General features: G+C 61.1%; 20 protein-coding genes. 11 read left to right on the forward strand and 9 right to left on the reverse strand.

Annotated features, from left to right (window positions below; genetic code table 11):
- Positions 1-4: 4 nt before the first annotated feature.
- Complete coding sequence (locus QM780_RS09155) at positions 5-586, reverse strand: glutathione peroxidase (protein WP_415070158.1); 582 nt, start codon at positions 584-586, stop codon at positions 5-7.
- 198 nt (positions 587-784) lie between these two features.
- Here QM780_RS09155 and QM780_RS09160 point away from each other — a divergent pair, with 198 nt between their 5' ends.
- The 11 genes from QM780_RS09160 (at position 785) to QM780_RS09210 (ending at position 10,106) form a co-directional block, all read left to right on the forward strand.
- On the forward strand, positions 785-1,063 hold the full coding sequence (locus QM780_RS09160; protein ID WP_415070159.1) for a hypothetical protein: 279 nt from the start codon (positions 785-787) through the stop codon (positions 1,061-1,063).
- Positions 1,064-1,320: 257 nt separating this feature from the next.
- The gene (locus QM780_RS09165) at positions 1,321-2,403 is read left to right on the forward strand and encodes an HlyD family secretion protein (protein WP_415070160.1); all 1,083 of its coding nucleotides are present in this window, start codon (positions 1,321-1,323) and stop codon (positions 2,401-2,403) included.
- Positions 2,404-2,720: 317 nt separating this feature from the next.
- Entirely contained in the window at positions 2,721-2,939 is a 219-nt protein-coding gene (locus QM780_RS09170) for a hypothetical protein (protein ID WP_415070161.1), read from the forward strand.
- Between the two features lie 23 nt (positions 2,940-2,962).
- Complete coding sequence (locus tag QM780_RS09175; protein ID WP_415070162.1) at positions 2,963-3,385, forward strand: hypothetical protein; 423 nt, start codon at positions 2,963-2,965, stop codon at positions 3,383-3,385.
- A gap of 160 nt (positions 3,386-3,545) precedes the next feature.
- On the forward strand, positions 3,546-4,064 hold the full coding sequence (locus QM780_RS09180; RefSeq protein WP_415070163.1) for a hypothetical protein: 519 nt from the start codon (positions 3,546-3,548) through the stop codon (positions 4,062-4,064).
- A 109-nt stretch (positions 4,065-4,173) separates the two neighbouring features.
- The gene (locus tag QM780_RS09185; protein ID WP_415070164.1) at positions 4,174-5,388 is read left to right on the forward strand and encodes an ABC transporter permease; all 1,215 of its coding nucleotides are present in this window, start codon (positions 4,174-4,176) and stop codon (positions 5,386-5,388) included.
- A 21-nt stretch (positions 5,389-5,409) separates the two neighbouring features.
- The gene (locus QM780_RS09190) at positions 5,410-6,150 is read left to right on the forward strand and encodes an ABC transporter ATP-binding protein (protein WP_415070165.1); all 741 of its coding nucleotides are present in this window, start codon (positions 5,410-5,412) and stop codon (positions 6,148-6,150) included.
- Between the two features lie 163 nt (positions 6,151-6,313).
- Positions 6,314-7,165, forward strand: a complete 852-nt coding sequence (fabI, locus tag QM780_RS09195) for an enoyl-ACP reductase FabI (protein ID WP_415070166.1) — start codon at positions 6,314-6,316, stop codon at positions 7,163-7,165.
- Complete coding sequence (locus QM780_RS09200; RefSeq protein ID WP_415070167.1) at positions 7,162-7,779, forward strand: histidine phosphatase family protein; 618 nt, start codon at positions 7,162-7,164, stop codon at positions 7,777-7,779. The genes fabI and QM780_RS09200 overlap by 4 nt, the downstream gene beginning before the upstream one ends.
- Before the next feature lie 516 nt (positions 7,780-8,295).
- A complete protein-coding gene (gene aroC / locus QM780_RS09205; RefSeq protein ID WP_415070168.1) occupies positions 8,296-9,384 on the forward strand; it encodes a chorismate synthase in 1,089 nt (362 codons plus the stop codon).
- Positions 9,385-9,425: 41 nt separating this feature from the next.
- Positions 9,426-10,106, forward strand: coding sequence for an NAD-dependent deacylase (locus QM780_RS09210; RefSeq protein ID WP_415070169.1), 681 nt, complete (start codon positions 9,426-9,428; stop codon positions 10,104-10,106).
- Here the strand turns inward: QM780_RS09210 and QM780_RS09215 are convergent.
- The 8 genes from QM780_RS09215 to QM780_RS09250 form a co-directional block, all read right to left on the reverse strand.
- Positions 10,103-11,335 carry a class I SAM-dependent RNA methyltransferase gene (locus QM780_RS09215; RefSeq protein ID WP_415070170.1) on the reverse strand — a complete coding sequence of 411 codons (1,233 nt, stop codon included), beginning with the start codon at positions 11,333-11,335 and terminating at the stop codon, positions 10,103-10,105. The two genes, QM780_RS09210 and QM780_RS09215, sit on opposite strands and share 4 nt — an antisense overlap.
- Positions 11,328-12,059 carry a TlyA family RNA methyltransferase gene (locus tag QM780_RS09220; protein ID WP_415070171.1) on the reverse strand — a complete coding sequence of 244 codons (732 nt, stop codon included), beginning with the start codon at positions 12,057-12,059 and terminating at the stop codon, positions 11,328-11,330. The genes QM780_RS09215 and QM780_RS09220 overlap by 8 nt, the downstream gene beginning before the upstream one ends.
- Positions 12,059-13,966: a 1-deoxy-D-xylulose-5-phosphate synthase gene (dxs, locus tag QM780_RS09225; protein ID WP_415070172.1), complete on the reverse strand. Its 1,908-nt coding sequence runs from the start codon at positions 13,964-13,966 to the stop codon at positions 12,059-12,061. The genes QM780_RS09220 and dxs overlap by 1 nt, the downstream gene beginning before the upstream one ends.
- A 155-nt stretch (positions 13,967-14,121) precedes the next feature.
- Entirely contained in the window at positions 14,122-14,406 is a 285-nt protein-coding gene (locus QM780_RS09230; protein WP_415070173.1) for an exodeoxyribonuclease VII small subunit, read from the reverse strand.
- Between the two features lie 49 nt (positions 14,407-14,455).
- Positions 14,456-15,400 carry a histone deacetylase family protein gene (locus QM780_RS09235; RefSeq protein WP_415070174.1) on the reverse strand — a complete coding sequence of 315 codons (945 nt, stop codon included), beginning with the start codon at positions 15,398-15,400 and terminating at the stop codon, positions 14,456-14,458.
- A 26-nt stretch (positions 15,401-15,426) separates the two neighbouring features.
- A complete protein-coding gene (locus tag QM780_RS09240) occupies positions 15,427-16,311 on the reverse strand; it encodes an SDR family oxidoreductase (protein ID WP_415070175.1) in 885 nt (294 codons plus the stop codon).
- A 168-nt stretch (positions 16,312-16,479) separates the two neighbouring features.
- Positions 16,480-17,253: a crotonase/enoyl-CoA hydratase family protein gene (locus QM780_RS09245; RefSeq protein ID WP_415070176.1), complete on the reverse strand. Its 774-nt coding sequence runs from the start codon at positions 17,251-17,253 to the stop codon at positions 16,480-16,482.
- Positions 17,250-19,022: an acyl-CoA dehydrogenase gene (locus QM780_RS09250; RefSeq protein ID WP_415070177.1), complete on the reverse strand. Its 1,773-nt coding sequence runs from the start codon at positions 19,020-19,022 to the stop codon at positions 17,250-17,252. The genes QM780_RS09245 and QM780_RS09250 overlap by 4 nt, the downstream gene beginning before the upstream one ends.
- Positions 19,023-19,042: the final 20 nt, after the last annotated feature.

Here is a 19,042-nt window from a genome sequence, read left to right on the forward strand (position 1 = left end):
GCGCTCAGGCCGCGGCGGGCACGGGTTCCGCCAGCGCTTTTTCGATCCAAGAAACGATCTCGGGCGACGTCGGCGACAGCTTTGTCGAAAACGATCGGAGCAATTGGCCATCACGGCCAACGAGATACTTGTGGAAGTTCCACGTCGGGATGCCGCTCTGGCCCATGGCATCGGCTGCCCATTTATAGAAGGGATGCGCGGCTTCTCCGACGACCGATTGCTTCGTGGTCAACGGGAACGTCACGCCGAAGACGCCCTGGCAAAATGTGCGGATCTCCCCGTCGGGCGAGGGTTCCTGTTCGCCGAAATCATTCGACGGCACCGCAATTACGACCAGACCGTCGCGCTCATAGCGCCGCCAAAGCTCTTGCAAGCCTGTGTATTGCTTGGTGAATCCGCACAGCGAGGCCGAATTGACGATCAACAGCGGCTGTCCGCGCCAATCCGCGAGCTTCATCGGTGCGCCGTCGATGCCGACAAACTCGAAGTCATAGGCGGACCCCGACACCGGATTGCTGGGCGCTGAACTCTTGTTTGCGGTCAGCATCGAGAAAATGTTCAGGCCTTTATTCCAGAGCTTTTGCACGATCGCCTCGTTAGTTCAGCGGGTCAGGCCAAGATTTTTGCAAGAGATTTTTATATATTAATCGCGGGCTTGGCATCTTCAAGGCGTGGCATCTTCGCTTGCTTGTTCCGGCTGGAACAGCCCGTCGGGCCACGAGGTTCTACCTTTCCTCCATCGCACAACATGAGCGCTAACGCTCACCTCAAGGAGGATTTAGACATGACGACCATCAGCAAAACATCTTCTCTCGCCGCAGCATTCGCAGTCCTCGCAAGCACGCTCGCAATCGGCGCATCTGCAGCTAACGCCGGGGGCGCGGCCAAGGAATTCTTCGTGCAGGATTATCAGTTCGCCAAGCCGATGCACGGCTACTCCGGCCACTCGGGCAACTACTATTGCGATTATCAGCGGTTGCCGAACCGCGTTTGCGTCACCAACGCGAACGGCTCCGAGAGCTGCCGCATCGTCGGCTGGGTGCTGCGCGAGATGTGCCAGTAGGCGTTCAGAAACATTGTTTTCAAGAATACGATCCTGCCCACAATTCAAAGCTCCGGTCCCCCCGGAGCTTTTTTATTTTTGGCGTCAAAATCCGTTTGCCGACGTCATTCCTCAGTGATCAGATCGTCATTCTTCATCACAATTCGACCTGTTCCGGCCGAAACAGCGAAGTCAGCATAACATCCCTACTGTCGCCCGTGAGGTTGGTTCGCGCATCCGCGCCAGCCGACAACTGCATCTTTAAGGAGGATTGCGACATGAGCACTGAAGACGATTATCGCCCGCGCAGGGGCGGCTTTTTGCTGAAGACACTTTTACTTCTGGTGGCCGCCGGCGCCGGAGCGTTTGGCGCCATCGCCGTTTCGCGGAGCGATCTGCTCAGCGCGAAATCGAGCAACGAGGACGTCATTCAAACTGAGGACAACTCGGCGAAGATCGACTGGGTGGCCGCAGCACCCGGGCGCATCGAGCCGAAGTCCGGCCTCGTCCGCGTCGGCGCTCAGCTTCTCGGCCGGATCGCCGAAGTCAACGTCAAGCTCAACGACAAGGTCGAGGAAGGCGAACTGCTGATCCGTCTCGACGACGATGAGGCGCGTGCCCGTCTGCAGGCTGCCGAAACGGAAGCCGCGTCGCGCAAACGCGAACGCGATGCGCAACCGCTCGACAAGGCACGGGATGATCTTCGCGCGGCGGAGGACAACGTCTTTTCCGCAGAGCGTGCTCTGACGAATGCGCGGTTCGGGCTTGAGTATGAACTGCAGGCCGAGCGCCAGGGTTCGGGCAGCGCCGATCGCGTTGCGGACGCCCGTAACGAACTCGCAAAAGCCAAGACCAAGCTGCAGAAAGAGCGCGCCGCCTATGCAACGGCGCAATCGAAACCCGATGTTCCCGCGCCCAACCGGCTGGAATCGGCGTTGCAGGCTGCCCGCTCGGATGTGGCGGTTGCCGAGGCTCTTTTGGAAAAAACGCGGATCCGCGCTCCGGTAGCTGGCACCGTCCTGCAGCTTCCTGCCAAGCCCGGCGAGATGGTTTCGCCGTCGCCCGAACAGTCATTGGTCGTGCTCGGCGACATGTCGGTTGTCCGCCTCAAGGCGGAAGTCGATGAGATCGACGTGTCGAAAATTAAGCGCGGCGGCAAGGTAACCGTGAAGAGCAACGCCTATCCAGGCAAGGAATTCGACGGCACCGTCGCCGAACTCGCCCCGGCGCTCACCTCTCCGCAGTTCTCGCTGCGTGGCGCACGCCGGCCGACGGACGTCGAAGTGCTCGAGGTCACCGTCGATCTCGAAGGCAATCCCCCGCTGCTGCCCGGCATGAGAGCCGACGCTTTTTTCAAGTAAGCGGGAGGGACGACATTCCTTCGGGGTCGATACCACGCATCATGCTGGCATTGCCCTGAAGGTTATTGGAAGGCCAGCGGCGGCTCGCTTCCTCCTTAGTGAAGCTGCCGCCGGTCCCGGAGGCGGGAGAGAGGCGATAGACGGGGATGCGGTCCCGTTGCGCACCTCTCCCGCCTTTTTCATGTCCGCGGTCGAGCCAGGGCACCTATCGGGCCTCAAGATCGTCCGCTTACGTTGTGTCTCTCCTGGAACAGCGAAAAACAGCGCCTTCCTGCATCTTTCGAGCATCGAAACATTCGCTGATCGAGGAGAGAGAGATGTACGGAGAAATCAAGAAATTTCGGCGCGATCTGGGTGTCGGCATCATTCGAGCCGAGGACGGGCGCAGCTTCCGCTTCGAGGGTGGAGCAATTCTCAACCGGCTCGAGAATCTCGAAGGCCACGAAGTTCACTTTGAACTCGGCGACCTCAAAGCCCGCGACATCATCGTTCTGGCCGGTTCGCCCTGGGCGGCGTTCGGCGGCATCAGCATCTGATCAAATCGGTGAGGAGTGACGCTATGGAAGGCAATTTTGATCGTGCCGACGTCCCGACGGTCGCCGCTTCGGATCTTGGCTTTGTTCTGCAGCTCCTGATCGATCAAGGCCAAGGCCTGGCGTTGCTGCGCGGGATGAATGAAAATGAAATTCGGGAGATCGAGAATCGGATCTGGGCAGAATTCCAGGGTTCGCGGGAAACGCGCCTGGCCGTAGCGCTTCGGTTCCGCGCGCTGCTTGACGTGTTTACCTGCCGGCGGCTCAAGGCGCTGTTCCTGGACCGCGGTTTCCGGACCCTGGCGGCGGCGGCGAGCGTGGCAGCGACACGGCCATTGAATGTTCGTTTCGGCTTCAATCCGCAAAGGCTGCTGATGGCGCTCGAAACGATGACCGCCCCGGCGCTGACGAGCACTTGGGAAGAGGCGGCGCTGCCGCTGGCGGCCTAAGCGATCGTCTCGTAAATATCTGAAAAATAACGCCATTATCATCGACATCCGCATGTTCCAGCAGGAACAGCGGTGACCGCACGCCCGAGGCATTGTTCCGTCATGGCCGGCTAACCCCGGTAACAAGAATTCAAACAACGAACTCCTGCTGGAGGCTACGATGACCAAGATTACCCTCGCATTCGCCGCCCTTCTCGCCGGCACCACGATGACCAGCGTTGCAAATGCCGACGCGGTTCGCGTTGGGTTCGGCTTCCCGCTCGGATCATTCGTCGCGCATTCGAACCAGAATTACAGCGCCCGCGATTTCGCCCGCCCTGAGCGTCCGCGCTATGTCCGCGCCGCCGATCAGGACGATGCCCCGGCTCGCAAAATCGCCAAGGTTAAGCGTCCGGTGGTGGCAGAGGCTCCGGCGGTGCAGACCGCGAAGCTCGAGAGCAAGACCGAATCCGATCCGGCGACGACGACGGTGATTGAAAAGACGCCGGTTGCGAAGAGCGACGCGACCCCGGCCAAGACCACCACAGCTTCGATCGCCTCGGCCGAGGTCAAACCGTCAGTGAACAGCGAAAATGACGCCGCCAAGACAGATGCGGACACCGCAACCGCTGCCAGCAAGCACGTCTGCCGGCGCTATTCGCCTGCCATCGCCGCGCTGGTCGATGTTCCTTGCGAATAAAGCCTAATTCGAATGCCTTAGGGCGCGGAATGATCTGTGCCCTGGGAAACTTTCAACCTGGACGCTATCGTTCAAAATTCGACCAACGCCTCAAGGAGGGGAACAGGTCATGGAAATCGCTGCAACAGCTCCCGCAATCGCCAGCCAGCGGACGACAAAATCCCGGCGGCCGCGCTCCGGCGGATACCGCCTGCCGATGGTCGTGAAGCTCGCCTATCGCAATCTTTTCCATGACCGGCTGAGTTTCTTCGTGACGGTGGTCGGCATTCTGTTTTCGGTGGTGCTGGTGGCTGTGCAGTCTGGCATCTACCTCGGTTCTGCGAACAAAATTGCGACGATCATCGATGCAGCTCCCGCCGATCTGTGGGTCGTTCCTCTCGGCACGAAGAGCTACGATGATCCCTCGTTCCTATCGGGCCGCGAACGCTATATGGCGCTATCGGCGCCGGGCGTCGCAGACTCGGAAGATATGGTCGTTTCGTTTGCGCGGTGGCGTAAGCCGCTCGGCGGCGAGACGACCGTTCTGCTCATCGGCACGGCTGGAGACAGCCCCAAGGCGCTCCCCGCCAACATCATCGAAGGAAGCCGCGCCGCTCTCGAAGGGCCGAACACGGTCGCGATCGACCGCAGCTACTTCAACGATCTCGGCGTCAGCCATCTGAACGATAATGCCGAGCTCAATGGCTCAGCGGTCAAACTGGTGGCGATCACCAAGCGCGTCCGTTCGTTCACGACGCTGCCGTTCGTGTTCACATCGATCGACGAAGCGCGCAGGTTGTCCGGCGCCGACCAGGAGCAGGCGAGCTATCAACGCGTCACGCTGCTTCCCGGCGCAGACATCGAGACCGTGCGCAAGGAAATCGGAGACCGCTTGCCTGACACCGAAGTGTTGACCCAAGCCGAGTTCCGCACGCGCAGCCAGGACTACTGGCTGAAGCAGACGGGCGCCGGCGCCGCGCTTGATGCGGGCAAGCTTCTGGGTCTGATCGTCGGCATTGTTATCGTCGCGCAGACGCTTTATTCGAGCACGAAAGACCACATCAACGAGTTCGCGACCCTGCGCGCTTTGGGCGCCGGAGCGGGTTACATCGTGAAGGTCATCCTCATTCAGGCCGTGCTTTCGGGGTTAATCGGCTATTGCCTGGGCATGGCGCTCGCCTTGACCGCAATTCACTTCGCACAAGACACCAAATTGACAATCATCATGACGGCACCGCTGGCTGCTCAGCTCTTCGCGATAACTATCGGGATGTGCATCTTCGCCGCCATCAGCGCCATCATCAAAGTCGTTCGCATCGATCCGGCCGTCGTGTTCAGCCGCTAACCGAATTCCAGGAGACTTAACATGAGCGAGCCCAGCAACAGCAAAGTGATCGTCGAAGCCGAAGGCATCGTGAAGATGCTCGGCACGGCGCCGAACGAAAACAAGGTGCTGAAAGGCATCGACCTTCAACTCCATACCGGCGAGTTGACCTTGATGATGGGTCCGTCGGGCTCCGGCAAGACGACGCTGCTCTCGATCCTCGGGTGCATCCTGTCGCCGACGCAAGGCAAGCTGACGATCTCAGGCATGAAGACGCAGAGCATGAGCAAGGAGCAGCTTGCCAATCTTCGTCGCAAGCACGTCGGGTTCGTGTTCCAGTCTTACAATCTCGTGCCGACGCTGTCGGCGGTCGAGAACGTCATGCTGGCGCTCGACCTGCGCGACCTCAACGGTCCGGACGCTCACGATTATGCCATCGACGCGCTCGAAGCTGTCGGCCTCGGGCACCGCATTCACGCCATGCCGTCGAAAATGTCCGGCGGCGAGAAGCAGCGCGTGTCGATCGCACGAGCGCTTGCCGGTTCGCCCTCGGTCATCCTGGCGGACGAGCCGACGGCCGCGCTCGATGCCAAGAACGGCATGGCGGTGATGGAACTTCTTGCCAAGGTTGCGCAGGACACGCGGCGCGCGGTTCTCGCCGTCACGCATGACCACCGAACACTTCAGTACGCCGACCGCATCATCACGATCGATGACGGCAAGATCGCCGGCTCCGAACGGCCGAAGGTTTCCGGGCAGCCGGTCGCCGTGGCGGCGCATTAAGCCGCAGATCGGGCTGCCGGGCAGTGGTGACTAGTCCTTAACCGAGCCTCGGGCCAATGGCCGCGCACTTCGCCCCTCCTGGCATCTGGACCGGGAGGGGCATTTGTGTAGGATGCGGCCAACTCACCAATCCCAAATTGGAATAATTAAGGAAATAGCGCCCATGGCGGGGCCTCAGGCGAACACGTCCACATCCCCAGGCACCTTGATGGCCGGCAAACGGGGCTTGGTCATGGGTGTCGCCAACAATCGATCGATCGCCTGGGGCATCGCGAAAGCATGCGCGGCGCAGGGGGCTGAAATAGCGCTTACCTACCAGGGGGATGCGCTGAAAAAGCGGGTCGAGCCGCTGGCTGCGGAGCTTGGCGCCAAGTCGGTGCTCTATTGCGACGTGACCGATGCCGAGTCGATGGACAATGTGTTCGCATCGCTGGAAAAAACCTGGGGCAGCCTCGATTTCCTGGTGCACGCCATCGCCTTTGCCGACAAGAACGAACTTGACGGCCGGTACGTCGACACGACCGAAAAGAACTTCACGCAGAGCCTGCTGATCTCCTGCTATTCTTTCACCGCGCTGGCCCGGCGGGCCGAAAAACTGATGCCTAACGGCGGCTCCCTGGTGACACTCAGCTATTACGGCGCCGAAAAGGTCATGCCGCACTATAACGTGATGGGCGTCGCCAAGGCGGCGCTGGAAGCGAGCGTTCGCTATCTGGCATCGGACCTTGGCCGCAACGGCATCCGCGTCAACGCAATTTCGGCGGGTCCGATCAAGACGCTCGCGGCTTCGGGGATCGCGGATTTTCGCTACATTCTGAAGTGGAACGAATACAATTCAGCGCTGCGCCGGAACGTGACGATCGACGATGTCGGCAACGCCGGACTTTATCTGCTGTCGGACCTTTCGCGCGGTGTGACCGGCGAAATTCATCACGTCGACAGCGGCTATCACGTCCAGGGCATGAAGAACGAAGAAGCGCCGGATATTTCCGTCGTCAAGAGCGAAGACGCTTGAGCAACGCGGCGAAAGCCACCGTCTCTTTGAAGCCTGGGATCTTGCTCTATCTCATCCGTCACGGAGAGACGGATTGGAACAGGGAGTCCCGCTACCAAGGCCAGCGCGACATTCCACTCAATGCCGTCGGCCGCGAGCAGGCGCGGCGCCATGGCGAGATCCTGAAGCAATTCATGCCGGCAATCACCGCCTTCGATTTCGTGGCAAGTCCGCTGCAGCGCGCGCAAGAGACGATGCGGCTCGTCCGTGGCGCCATCGGGCTTGATCCCGATGGTTTCCGAATTGCTCCTGAGATCGCGGAACTGAGCTACGGTTATTGGGAGGGCGAGCTTGCCGCCGAGCTGCCTCTGAAAGATCCCGAGGGCGTGGCCGGGAAAGCGTCCGATCCTTATGGATGGCGCCCGCGCGACGGCGAAAGCTATCAGGATCTGGAGCAGCGCGTTTCGGGTTGGCTCGCGACGCTTTCGTCGGACACCATTGCGGTCAGCCACGGCGGCGTCAGCCGTGTCGCGCGAGGTGCGCTGCTCGGCATCGACAGAAGCGTCGTGCCGTTTCTCGAGGTTCCCCAAGACAGGATCCTGGCGCTTTCCGACCGTAGGCAGCAGTGGCTTTGAACGCCGGCGGGCATATCAAAAGCAAAAGAGCCGGAGATGCGGCTCTCCGACTCTTCGGCACTCGATGAAGAGTGCATGCTGAAAGGCCTTTCGACCCGGGGCTCAATCCGGGAAGAACGGTCTTTTTCAAGCGCCGACAGATATCTCTCGCCCTGCAAGATATTGAGACCGGGCATGGCGCGGCCGCCTGGTAGACGACCGGTCCGTATCGCCTTGCAACGTTCGATCCCTCGATGCGCCGCAGGCTGCGTTCAGGCAGCGGTTACGGGCTCGGCCGTGTTGCTGATCAAATACGGATGTATGCCTGCCTTGTCTCACCGCAGACGCGATAAAACTGCCGACAAACGCGGTACTCAGCCGAGTTAATCTGCGTCGCCGAAGCTTGTCACGCGGCTTTGCCGCCGATGCGGACTTGCCGCCTTCCCGCCGTCCACCTAAGAAAGGCGGTGACGCAGCCCGGCAACAATCGTTGCAGAGCCATCAAGCGCTCATCGGCCCCACTCCGCATTTCAGGCAATGTCTCACAACACCTTCGGCCATCTTTTTCGAGTTACGACCTGGGGCGAAAGCCACGGCCCTGCCATCGGCGCCGTCGTCGACGGCTGTCCGCCGGGCATCGCGCTCGAAGCTGCCGAGATTCAAGCCTATCTCGACCAGCGAAAGCCGGGACAGTCACGTTTCACGACTCAGCGCCAGGAAACCGACGCGGTCAAAATCCTGTCCGGTGTGTTTCCCGACGACACCGGGAGGCAGGTGACGACGGGCACGCCGATCGCGCTCGAGATCGAAAATGTCGATCAGCGGTCGAAAGACTACAGCGAAATCAAAGACAAGTTTCGTCCAGGCCACGCCGATTTCACTTACGAGGCGAAGTACGGCATCCGCGATTATCGCGGCGGCGGACGGTCGTCGGCGCGCGAAACGGCATCCCGGGTCGCGGCCGGCGCGGTGGCGCGAAAAGTCGTGCCGGGCGTCAAAATCCGGGGCGCGCTCGTGCAGATCGGTGAGATGACGATCGAACGCGATCGGTGGGATTGGGACGAAGTCGGCCGCAATCCGTTTTTCTCGCCCGATAAGATCACGGCCGAGCGATGGGCGGACTATCTCGACAAGATCCGGAAATCCGGTTCATCGGTCGGCGCAATCATCGAGGTGGTGGCCGAGGGCGTGCCCGCCGGTTGGGGCGCGCCGCTTTACGGTAAGCTCGACCAGGATCTTGCCAGCGCGATGATGTCGATCAACGCGGTCAAGGGCGTCGAAATCGGCGAAGGCATGGCTGCAGCGGCGCTCACGGGCGAGCAGAACGCCGATGAAATTCGCATCGGCGCCGACGGCAAGCCGCATTTTCTGTTCAATCACGCAGGCGGCATTCTCGGCGGCATCTCAACGGGGCAGCCGGTCGTCTGCCGGTTCGCAGTGAAGCCGACGTCGTCGATTTTGACGCCGCGCCGGACGATCGACAAGCAAGGGCATGAAACCGAAATCATTACCAAGGGCCGGCATGATCCGTGCGTCGGCATTCGGGCGGTGCCTGTCGGTGAAGCGATGATGGCGATCGTGCTGGCCGATCATTTCCTCAGGCATCGCGGCCAGGCGGGCGCGTAAAATCCGGGAGCCGGACGCCCATCGCCAAATTCAAAAATATCGTGGTCCTGACCGGCGCTGGACTGTCCGCCGAAAGCGGCGTGCCGACTTTTCGCGATCCGGACGGCATCTGGTCGAAGTACGATTGGCGGGACGTTGCGACGCCCGACGGCTTCCAACGCAATCCGACACTCGTTCTCGATTTCTACAACACGCGTCGGCGCGCGCATCGCGCCATCAAGCCCAATGCCGCACATATCGCGTTGGCGCGGCTTGAAAAGGAAAATGGCGGCGTGACCATCGTCACCCAGAATATCGATGCGCTGCACGAGGCGGCCGGATCGACATCGCTCATCCACATGCACGGCGAATTATTCAAAGCGCTCTGCACCTTCTGCAAGCATCGGTTTCCATGCCACGATGACCTGCACGTCAATTCCTCGTGTCCGTTCTGCGGACTGCCGGGAGGCATGCGGCCCGACGTCGTCTGGTTCGGCGAGATGCCTTACCAGATGGGACGGATTACGGGCTTGCTCGGAAAAGCCGATCTCTTCGTTTCGATCGGCACAAGCGGGCATGTCTATCCCGCCGCCGGGTTCGTCGAAGAAGCCCGCGTCCACGGCGCGCACACCGTCGAACTGAATTTGGAACCCTCGGAGGGGGCGAGCCTGTTCGACGAAGCGATTTACGGCCGGGCGACCGAGGTCGTGCCGGCTTTCGTCGAACGTCTTCTCTTAGCCTAGCGACAGAACACCGCCACGACTTCGACATGGGCGGAATAGGCGAACTGATCGACGGGCGTAACCGATTCAATCTTGTAGCCACCGTCGATTAGGTGACGCGCGTCGCGGGCGAGCGTGGCGGGATTGCACGATACCGCGACGACTGTCTTCACCTTCGAACGCGCCAAGCGCTGCGATTGCGCCTCGGCGCCTGCTCGCGGCGGATCGAAGACGACCATGTCATGCTCGTTGAGTTCGAGCGGCGACAAAGGCTCGCGAAACAAGTCACGCGCGACGGCGGTGATCGGCTTCAGCCCGGACGTCTTTTTTGCGGCACCCGCCAGTGCTGCGATTGCCGCTTGGCTGCCATCAAATGCGGATACGCGGGCTTTGGAAGCGAGCGGAAAGGTAAAAGCACCAAGCCCGCAGAAAAGATCCGCGACTTTCTTGGATTTGCCGATCACGGCGAGAATGCGCTGAGAAATTTCGATCTCGGCGGCTTCGACGGCTTGAACGAAGACGCCGGGAGGGAGAGCTACCTCGACGTTTCCGAACGCAAGGAAAGACGGCAGGGTTTCGACAACGACGTCGCCGCCAACAACGAGACGCGAAATGCCTGATGCGCTTGTGCTCGAAGCAAGCGAGGTGCGGACCTCGGGCGTCAACTTTCGCTCCGCGCCATCGACCTCGACGTCGAGCCCGGACTTCGTAAGGGTGATCGTGATGCGCATCTCGCCGCGTTTCGAAAGCAGCGGCGAAATCAGCTTTGCGACTGCAGGTAACGCCGCAACGATCTTCGGCTCCAACACCGGGCATTCTTCAATCGCAATCAGATTGTGCGAGGCCGCTTCGTGGAAGCCAAGAGCAGCACCGCCGGCTTCGGATCGAAAGGCGACAAGCACGGCACGTCGGCGTTTACCGTCAGGCATCTGGAGGGGATCGACGTCGATCTCCAGTCCCCGCGCCTTAAAGGCATCGATGACCAGCCTGCGTTTCCATTCAGCGTAGGGAGCCGAGGCCATCTGCTGAACGCTGCAGCCGCCGCATTTGCCGAAGTGCTTGCAGAAGGGCGCGATGCGATCGGGGCTCGGTTGCAATATTTGCAGCAAGCGCCCGCGTTCCCCCTCGACGTCGGCGACGACGACTTCGCCAGGAAGCGCGAACGGCACGAATATGCTCTCATCGGCGAGCCTGGCGATGCCGTCGCCTTGGGCGCCGAGACGATCGATCACGAGTTCGCGCTCAGCCATCGTGGCGCGCTCCAAGCAGAAATTCGGCATTGCCGGAGCCGCCGAGAATAGGCGACGGCATGTCTCCGACAATCGTCCATCCCGTTTGCCCCGTGAGCCAGTCGCGAACGGTATCGACTGCACCTTGGCGGGCGGCTTCATCGCGCACAATACCGCCGCTCCCGACGTTTTCGCGACCGACTTCGAACTGCGGCTTCACGAGAATGACGATCCAGGCACCGGGCGCGGCGAAGGACAGGGCGGCGCTCAACGCTTTCGTCACCGATATGAAGCTGACATCGACAACCATCGCGCCGACGGCTTCCGGGATTTCGGCTTTTGTCAAAGTGCGCGCGTCAATATTTTCCAGCGAGACCACTCGGGCATTGTTCTTCAACCGAGGGTGCAATTGGTCCGTGCCGACATCAACCGCGTAAACGCGGCGTGCGCCGCATTCGAGCAAGACTTCGGTAAAGCCGCCTGTAGATGAGCCGATATCGAGAGCGATCCGGCCGGTTGGATCGAAGCCGAACCGGTCGAGGGCGGCGGCGAGCTTTTCAGCGCCGCGGGAAACGTAATCTGGAGCGTCAGACGCGACGATGATCGCCGAGCCCTCTTTCACGTCGAACGCCGGTTTGTCGCAAACGGCGCCGGAGACCGAGACGAAGCCACGTTTGATCAGATCCTGCGCACGGGCGCGCGACGGCGCCAATCCGCGTGTCACCAGCATCTGATCGAGGCGCATCAGGCCCGTTCGCTCAGTAAATCCGCGCGACCGAGAGCGGCAAAGACCGTTTCGACGATGCCTGACGCGTTGAGCCGCGCGGCCTCGTACATGGCTTCGGGCTTGCCGTGGTCGATGAAGACGTCGGGAAGGACTTTGGCTCGGACGCGCAGCCCGCGATCGAGCAGGCCTTCGTTCGACAGGAACTGCAAAACGTGACTGCCGAAACCACCGATCGAGCCTTCCTCGACCGTGACCAGGACTTCATGGTTGACGGCGAGATCACGGATGAGGGCTTCATCCAGCGGCTTGGCAAAGCGTGCATCGGCGACTGTCGTCGAAAGACCGAAGCTTGCAAGTTGGTCGGCTGCCTTCAAGCATTCGGCAAGACGCGTTCCGAGCGACAGCAGCGCGATTTTCGATCCAGTACGAACGATGCGGCCTTTGCCGATTTCGAGCGGAATGCCGACTTCCGGCAATTCCACGCCGACGCCTTCACCGCGCGGATAGCGCAGCGCGCTCGGACGGTCGTCGATTTGCGCTTGGGTCGCGACCATGTGAACGAGTTCGGCTTCGTCGGCCGCAGCCATGATCACGAAATCCGGCAGGCAGCCGAGATAGGCGACGTCGAAGGATCCCGCGTGGGTGGCGCCGTCGGCTCCGACCAGCCCGGCGCGATCGATGGCGAAACGCACGGGCAACTTCTGGATCGCGACGTCGTGCACGACCTGATCGTAAGCACGCTGCAGGAAGGTCGAATAAATCGTGGCGAACGGCTTATAGCCTTCGGTGGCGAGGCCCGCCGCGAACGTGACTGCGTGCTGTTCGGCAATGCCGACGTCGAACGTCCGGTCCGGAAACTCCTTGCCGAATTCGTCAAGGCCGGTGCCAGACGGCATCGCGGCGGTTATTGCGACGATGCGCTTATCTTTTCGCGCTTCGGCGATGAGGCTGTCGGCGAACACCTTGGTGTAGTTCGGCGCGTTGGGCTTGGGTTTTACCTGGGCGCCAGTGACGACGTTGAACTTGTTGACGCCGTGATACTTATCGTCCGCGGCTTCAGCCGGAGCGTATCCCTTGCCCTTTTGCGTCACGACGTGGACGAGGATCGGGCCCTGATCGAGATCGCGCACGTTTTTCAGAACCGGCAAGAGCTGCTCGAAGCTGTGACCGTCGATCGGGCCGACATAATAGAAACCGAGTTCTTCGAACCATGCGCCGCCCTGCCAGAGATGACGCGTATATTCCTCGACGCGTGCGGCGCGACGCTCCCATGCTTTCGGCAACATCCGGGCGAGTTGCTTCGCATAGTCACGCAAGTGGACGTATGTGCCGCTCGACGTGACGCGCGCGAGATAAGCCGACAGCGCGCCGGTCGGCGGCGCGATCGACATGTCATTGTCGTTCAGGACGACGATCAAACGTTCGTTGCGCGCACCGGCGTTATTGATCGCTTCGTACGCCATGCCGGCGCTCATGGCGCCGTCACCAATGACGGCGATGACGTTGTTCGATTTACCGGCGAGATCGCGCGCGACGGCCATGCCGAGGGCAGCGGAGATCGACGTCGAGGAATGGCCGGCGCCGAAGGGATCGTAAGGGCTCTCTTCGCGATTGGTGAAGCCGGCTAGACCTCCCGGCTGGCGCAGCGTGCGAATGCGGTCGCGACGAGCGGTCAAAATCTTGTGCGGATAGGCCTGGTGTCCGACATCCCAGATCAGGCGATCATCCGGCGTATTGAAAATCCTATGCAGCGCTACCGTCAGCTCGATAACGCCAAGACCCGCGCCCAAATGGCCGCCTGTCACGGACACGGCATCAATCATCTCATCGCGAAGCTCGGCCGCGAGCTGCGGCAGCTGATCTTCGGACAACTGACGCAGATCGTGAGGGGTATTGATTTGATCGAGTAGCGGTGTCTTGCTCACTGTAGAACCTTGATGCGGCGGTGCCTGATCGGCAGGCTAGCATGCACAACGGCGATCTTCGATCCCCATGAGCATCGCAACCACCGCCTTATCATGCGCCCGCGTGCCGCAGACGTTGAAAACCCATAAAAGCGCGCGTCGTGATTGTGAGGCGTTCAAAACGGCGCGTCACCGTTCTTGTCGAGCGGAGCGGTGCCCGAGGGGGCGTCATCGGCGCCGAGCGTCAATTTCTCAACCTTGGCTTCGGCGGCCTTCAAGAGCCGGTCGCAATGGTCACGGAGGGCTTCGCCGCGCTCGTAAATTTCGATGCTTTCTTCAAGCTCGACGTCGCCGCGCTCGAGCTTGCCGACGATTGCTTCAAGCTCCTTCAGTGCGCGTTCGAAGGTCATGTCCCTGATGTCGGCGAGGTTTTTTGCCGGAACCGGTTTGGTAATCGTCATATCGTCCTCATTTCGTCACGCTCGGGTGCGGACTGGATGATTTTGCCGCTCAGGCGGCGGCGTCGGACAATGCCTTTACGTGGGCCGCGACCGATAGGGCAAGCCCCCGCAAGTCGTAACCACCTTCAAGCATCGACACAATTCGCCCTTTTGCGTGGCGGCGCGCGACTTCGGCAAGCGCTTCCGTCGCCCAGCGGAAATCATCTTCGACAAGCTCGAGCCCGGCGAGCGGATCTCTCTGGTGGGCATCAAAGCCCGCCGAAATCAGCAGCACATCGGGGCTGAAATCGTGAAGCGGCGCGAGGATACGGCTTCTGAAGGCTTCCTCGAAAGGTTCGCGTCCGTCGCCGGACCGCAGCGGCGCGTTAAATATATTGCCGACCCCCGTCTCGCGCAATGCGCCGGTGCCTGGATAAAGCGGCATCTGATGCGTCGAGCCGTAAAAGAGATCCTTGTCGGACCAGAAGATCTCTTGCGTGCCGTTGCCGTGGTGGACGTCGAAATCGACGACGGCGACGCGTTCAGCCCCGTATTTCGCCCGGGCATAGTGGGCGGCGATGGCAATATTGTTGAAGAAACAAAACCCCATCGCGCGGTTGCTTTCGGCATGGTGGCCGGGTGGTCGCACCTGGCAGAAGACGTTGCCGGTTTCGCCATTCATAACGAGATCGACGGCGTCGAGGCCGGCACCCACGGCGCGCCGTGCGGCCTCCCATGTGCCCGCCGACGCAACCGTGTCGGATTCGATGTGCTTCGGCGGTCCCTCGAAATGCTCGATCGCATCGGTGATGTTTGCCAGATGCTGCGGACCATGAGCGAGGGCGATGTAATCGCGGTCGTCGTCACGCAGCGGCGCATCGCGGCGAACAAGCCTTGAGAAAATGTCGGATGAGAGCGCCTTGTCGATCGCGCGCATCCTGTCCGGCCGCTCAGGATGGTGCTCGCCGGTATCGTGATCGAGAAAGGCCGGATGCGTGATGAGGACGGTCGTCATTTATCGCCCGCGCGGCTCCGGATGAATCAAAGAGTGAGTTCCGATAGGCGCGCGATCTGAACGCCAGGAGGGGGCTTGCTATCGGTCGGGACGAAGAAATCCGGCGCCAGCGGCAGAGATTTATCGACGCGATATTTTTCGAAATCGGTGACGCCGCCGACACCGTGAAGGAAAGTATCGTCGATGAGGAAATTGCCGGTGAAAGATTTTGCGGGCTGGTTAAAAACGAGATAGGCGGCATCTGCGACGATATCCGGCGTCCGGCTCATCCGCATGAGCTTGTCACCGCCCAAGATATTCTTCACGGCGGCCGTCGCGATCGTGGTCCGCGGCCAAAGCGCGTTGACGGCGATGCCGTCCTTCTTCAACTCGTCGGCGAGGCCCAGGACGCACAGGCTCATGCCGTATTTCGCGATCGAATAGGCGACGTGCCCGGAAAACCATTTCGGATGCATATCGAGCGGCGGCGACAGCATCAGGACATGCGGGTTTGCAGCCCGTTTTAGATAGGGCAGGCAAAGTTTGGTCGTCAGAAACGTGCCGCGCGCATTGACGCCGAACATCAAGTCGAAACGCTTGATCTCGGTCTTTTCGATCGGTGTCAGCGAAAGCGCGCTGGCATTGTTGACGCAGATATCGATGCCGCCGAAGCGTTCCACTGTCTGCTCGACGGCGCGCTGAACATCTCCTTCGTTACGGATATCGCATGGGATGGCGAGCGCTGCCCCGCCTTCTGCAGTGATCTCTTCGGCGGCAGTATGGATCGTGCCTTCGAGCTTGGGGTTTGGATCGGAGGTCTTGGCGACGATGGCGACGTTGGCTCCGTCGCGGGCCGCCCGCTTGGCGATCGCCAACCCGATTCCGCGGCTGGCGCCCGTTATGAATAGGGTCTTGCCTTTAAGTGCCGCCATTCCGCTGCTCTCATTCCGCATTCAACGACGGACGGCAGCCTAATCGCTTATAAGCGATAAGGTAAGGGGGACTAAACGTGGCTCAGCAGGAACGGGCGCCTGATCCACCGAAAACAAGGCGGGATCATCAAGGCAATTGTAACCTTGCTCCCAAAGCGAGCCCACAGGCTAAACGGATTTGCGGAAATTCGGCGGGCGCTTCTCAAAAAAGGCCGTGAACGCTTCGATGGCTTCCGGCGAACGGAGGCGTTGGCGGAAAGCCGCCACTTCCTCGTCCATGCGCGATAGAACGTCCGCCGGATCGCCACGCATCAAGCGACGGGCGATGGCCAGGGCCTCGGGTGGCTTTGCGGCCAAGCGATTTGCCGCGTCGAGCGCGGTTGCCTGCAGACTATCCGCGGGCACGATCGCGTTGACAAAGCCGGCGGCAACGGCGTCATCGGCCGACAGTGGATTTCCCAGCGCCAACACGGCGAAGGCGCGCGCGTAGCCCATGCGCTGCGGCATCAGCAGGCTCGAAGCCGCTTCCGGTACGACGCCAAGGTCGAGGAACGGCGTCGCGAACATCGCGTCCGGCGACGCGTAGACCAGATCGCAGTGAAACAGCAACGTCGTGCCGATGCCGATTGCGTTGCCATCGACAGCGGCGATCAACGGCTTCTTGACGACGGGAAGCAGCCGGATGAAGCGCACGACATTCTTATCGAGACCGCCGGTTCCGCGCGCCGTCGCGAGAAAATCGCCTATGTCGTTGCCGGCTGTGAAAATGCCATCCGATCCGGTGATGATATGCGCGGCGATTCCATCATCGGCGTCGCCTGCTTCGAGGGCGTCGGCCAGCGCGCCGTACATTGCGCCGGTCAGCGCATTCTTTTTTTGCGGCCGGGCAATGCGGAGGATCTGGACGGCGCCGTCGCGCCATACAGCTATTTCTGAGGTCATGCGAAAACGGCTCCATGAGCGTCGACAAGAACGGCATCGGCTCCGTGTTGCACGGATTGAGAGAGACTGCCGGCTTCCGGCAGCAAGTTCTCGGCAAAGAACCGGGCGATGCCGACGTAAGGCGACGCCGCGTCTTTAGTCAGCGCGCCTTTCGCCAAATAGGTGCCACCTGTCACAAGGCTCATCAGGCGCAGATAGGGCGTGGCCGAAGCGAGCGCCTTTTCAGGATTGCCTGGCAGCGTCTGAGCCATCCACAATGTGGCCGATTGCAACGCGCTCAGGCCTTCCGCCAGCCGCTCGGAGGTGTGACCGAGATCGCCGCGTTTTGCGGCACGAACGCTTGCGATGATGCCACCGAGTTCGCCGAGCATGCCCGTAACCGGCGCGCCGCCGTCGAGCGTCAGCTTACGGGTGACAAGGTCGATGGCTTGAATGCCGTTGGTGCCTTCGTAGATCGGCAGGATGCGCGCGTCGCGCAGGAATTGGGCCGCGCCTGTCTCCTCGACGAAGCCCATGCCGCCGTGGACCTGGACTCCGAGAGACGCGACCTCGTTAGCAATATCGGTGGAGAAGGCTTTGGCGAGCGGCGTGAGCAAAGCGGCCTTGTTGCGAGCAGCGTCACGCTCGTTCTCGTTCGACGACCGGTGGGCGACGTCGAGCTCCTTGGCCGTGGCGTAGCAGATCATGCGCGCGGCTTGCGTCAGCGCCTTCATCGTCAGCAGCATGCGGCGCACATCCGCGTGCTCGATGATCGGGCTCATGGCGGCGGCGTTCCGAGGCGCGGCAAAGCTTTTGCCTTGGCGGCGCTCTTTTGCATACGCAACGGCATGCTGCGTCGCGCGCTCGGCAACGCCGACACCTTGTGCGCCGACGCCGAGGCGCGCGGCGTTCATCATGACGAACATCGTCGCCAAGCCGCGATTTTCTTCACCGACGAGATAACCGATCGCACCGCCGTTCTCGCCGAACTTCATCACGCATGTCGGGCTCGCCATGATGCCGAGCTTGTGCTCGACGCCGGCACAGATGACGTCGTTGCGGACGCCGAGAGAGCCGTCGTCGTTGACAAGAAATTTCGGCACGAGAAAGAGCGAGATTCCGCGCGTGCCGGCAGGCGCATCGGGTAGGCGCGCCAAAACGAGATGGATGATGTTCTCGGCCATCCCATGCTCGCCCCAGGTGATGAAGATCTTCGTTCCTGTGATGCGATACGTGCCATCATCCTGTCGTACGGCTCGTGTTGAAAGCGGGCCGAGATCCGATCCGGCATGCGGCTCGGTCAGGTTCATCGTGCCGGTCCACTGGCCCGCGACCATCTTGGGCAGGTATTTTGCCTTCAGCGCCTCACTGCCGCCCACCTCGATGGCATGGATGGCGCCCTGCGTCAGCAACGGGCAGAGGCCAAATGACACGTTCGCCGCGTTCCAGATTTCGCCCACGGGAGTTGATGCGATTTCGGGAAGGCCTTGTCCTCCATATGCTTCCGAACAGGGCAATGTGCTCCAGCCGCCGGAGACGAACGACTTGTAGGCCTCACTGAAGCCTGGCGGCGTCGTCACGTTTCCTTCAAGAAGCTTGGAGCCGACGCGGTCGCCTATTGCGTTCAAAGGTGCTAGGACCTCGGCGCCGAAGTTACCCGCCTCCTGGATCACGGCGACAATCGTCTCTTGATCAAGGCCCGGATAAAGTCCGTTCGTGCCGACTTCCTTGAGGCCCGCAACCGTCTCGAGCGCAAAGACAATGTCGTCTATCGGAGCCTGATAGGTCATGGATCGTCTCTCGATGCCGT

The sequence above is a fragment of the Hyphomicrobium sp. genome (assembly GCF_047600905.1).
Classification (GTDB): Bacteria; Pseudomonadota; Alphaproteobacteria; order Rhizobiales; family Hyphomicrobiaceae; genus Hyphomicrobium_B.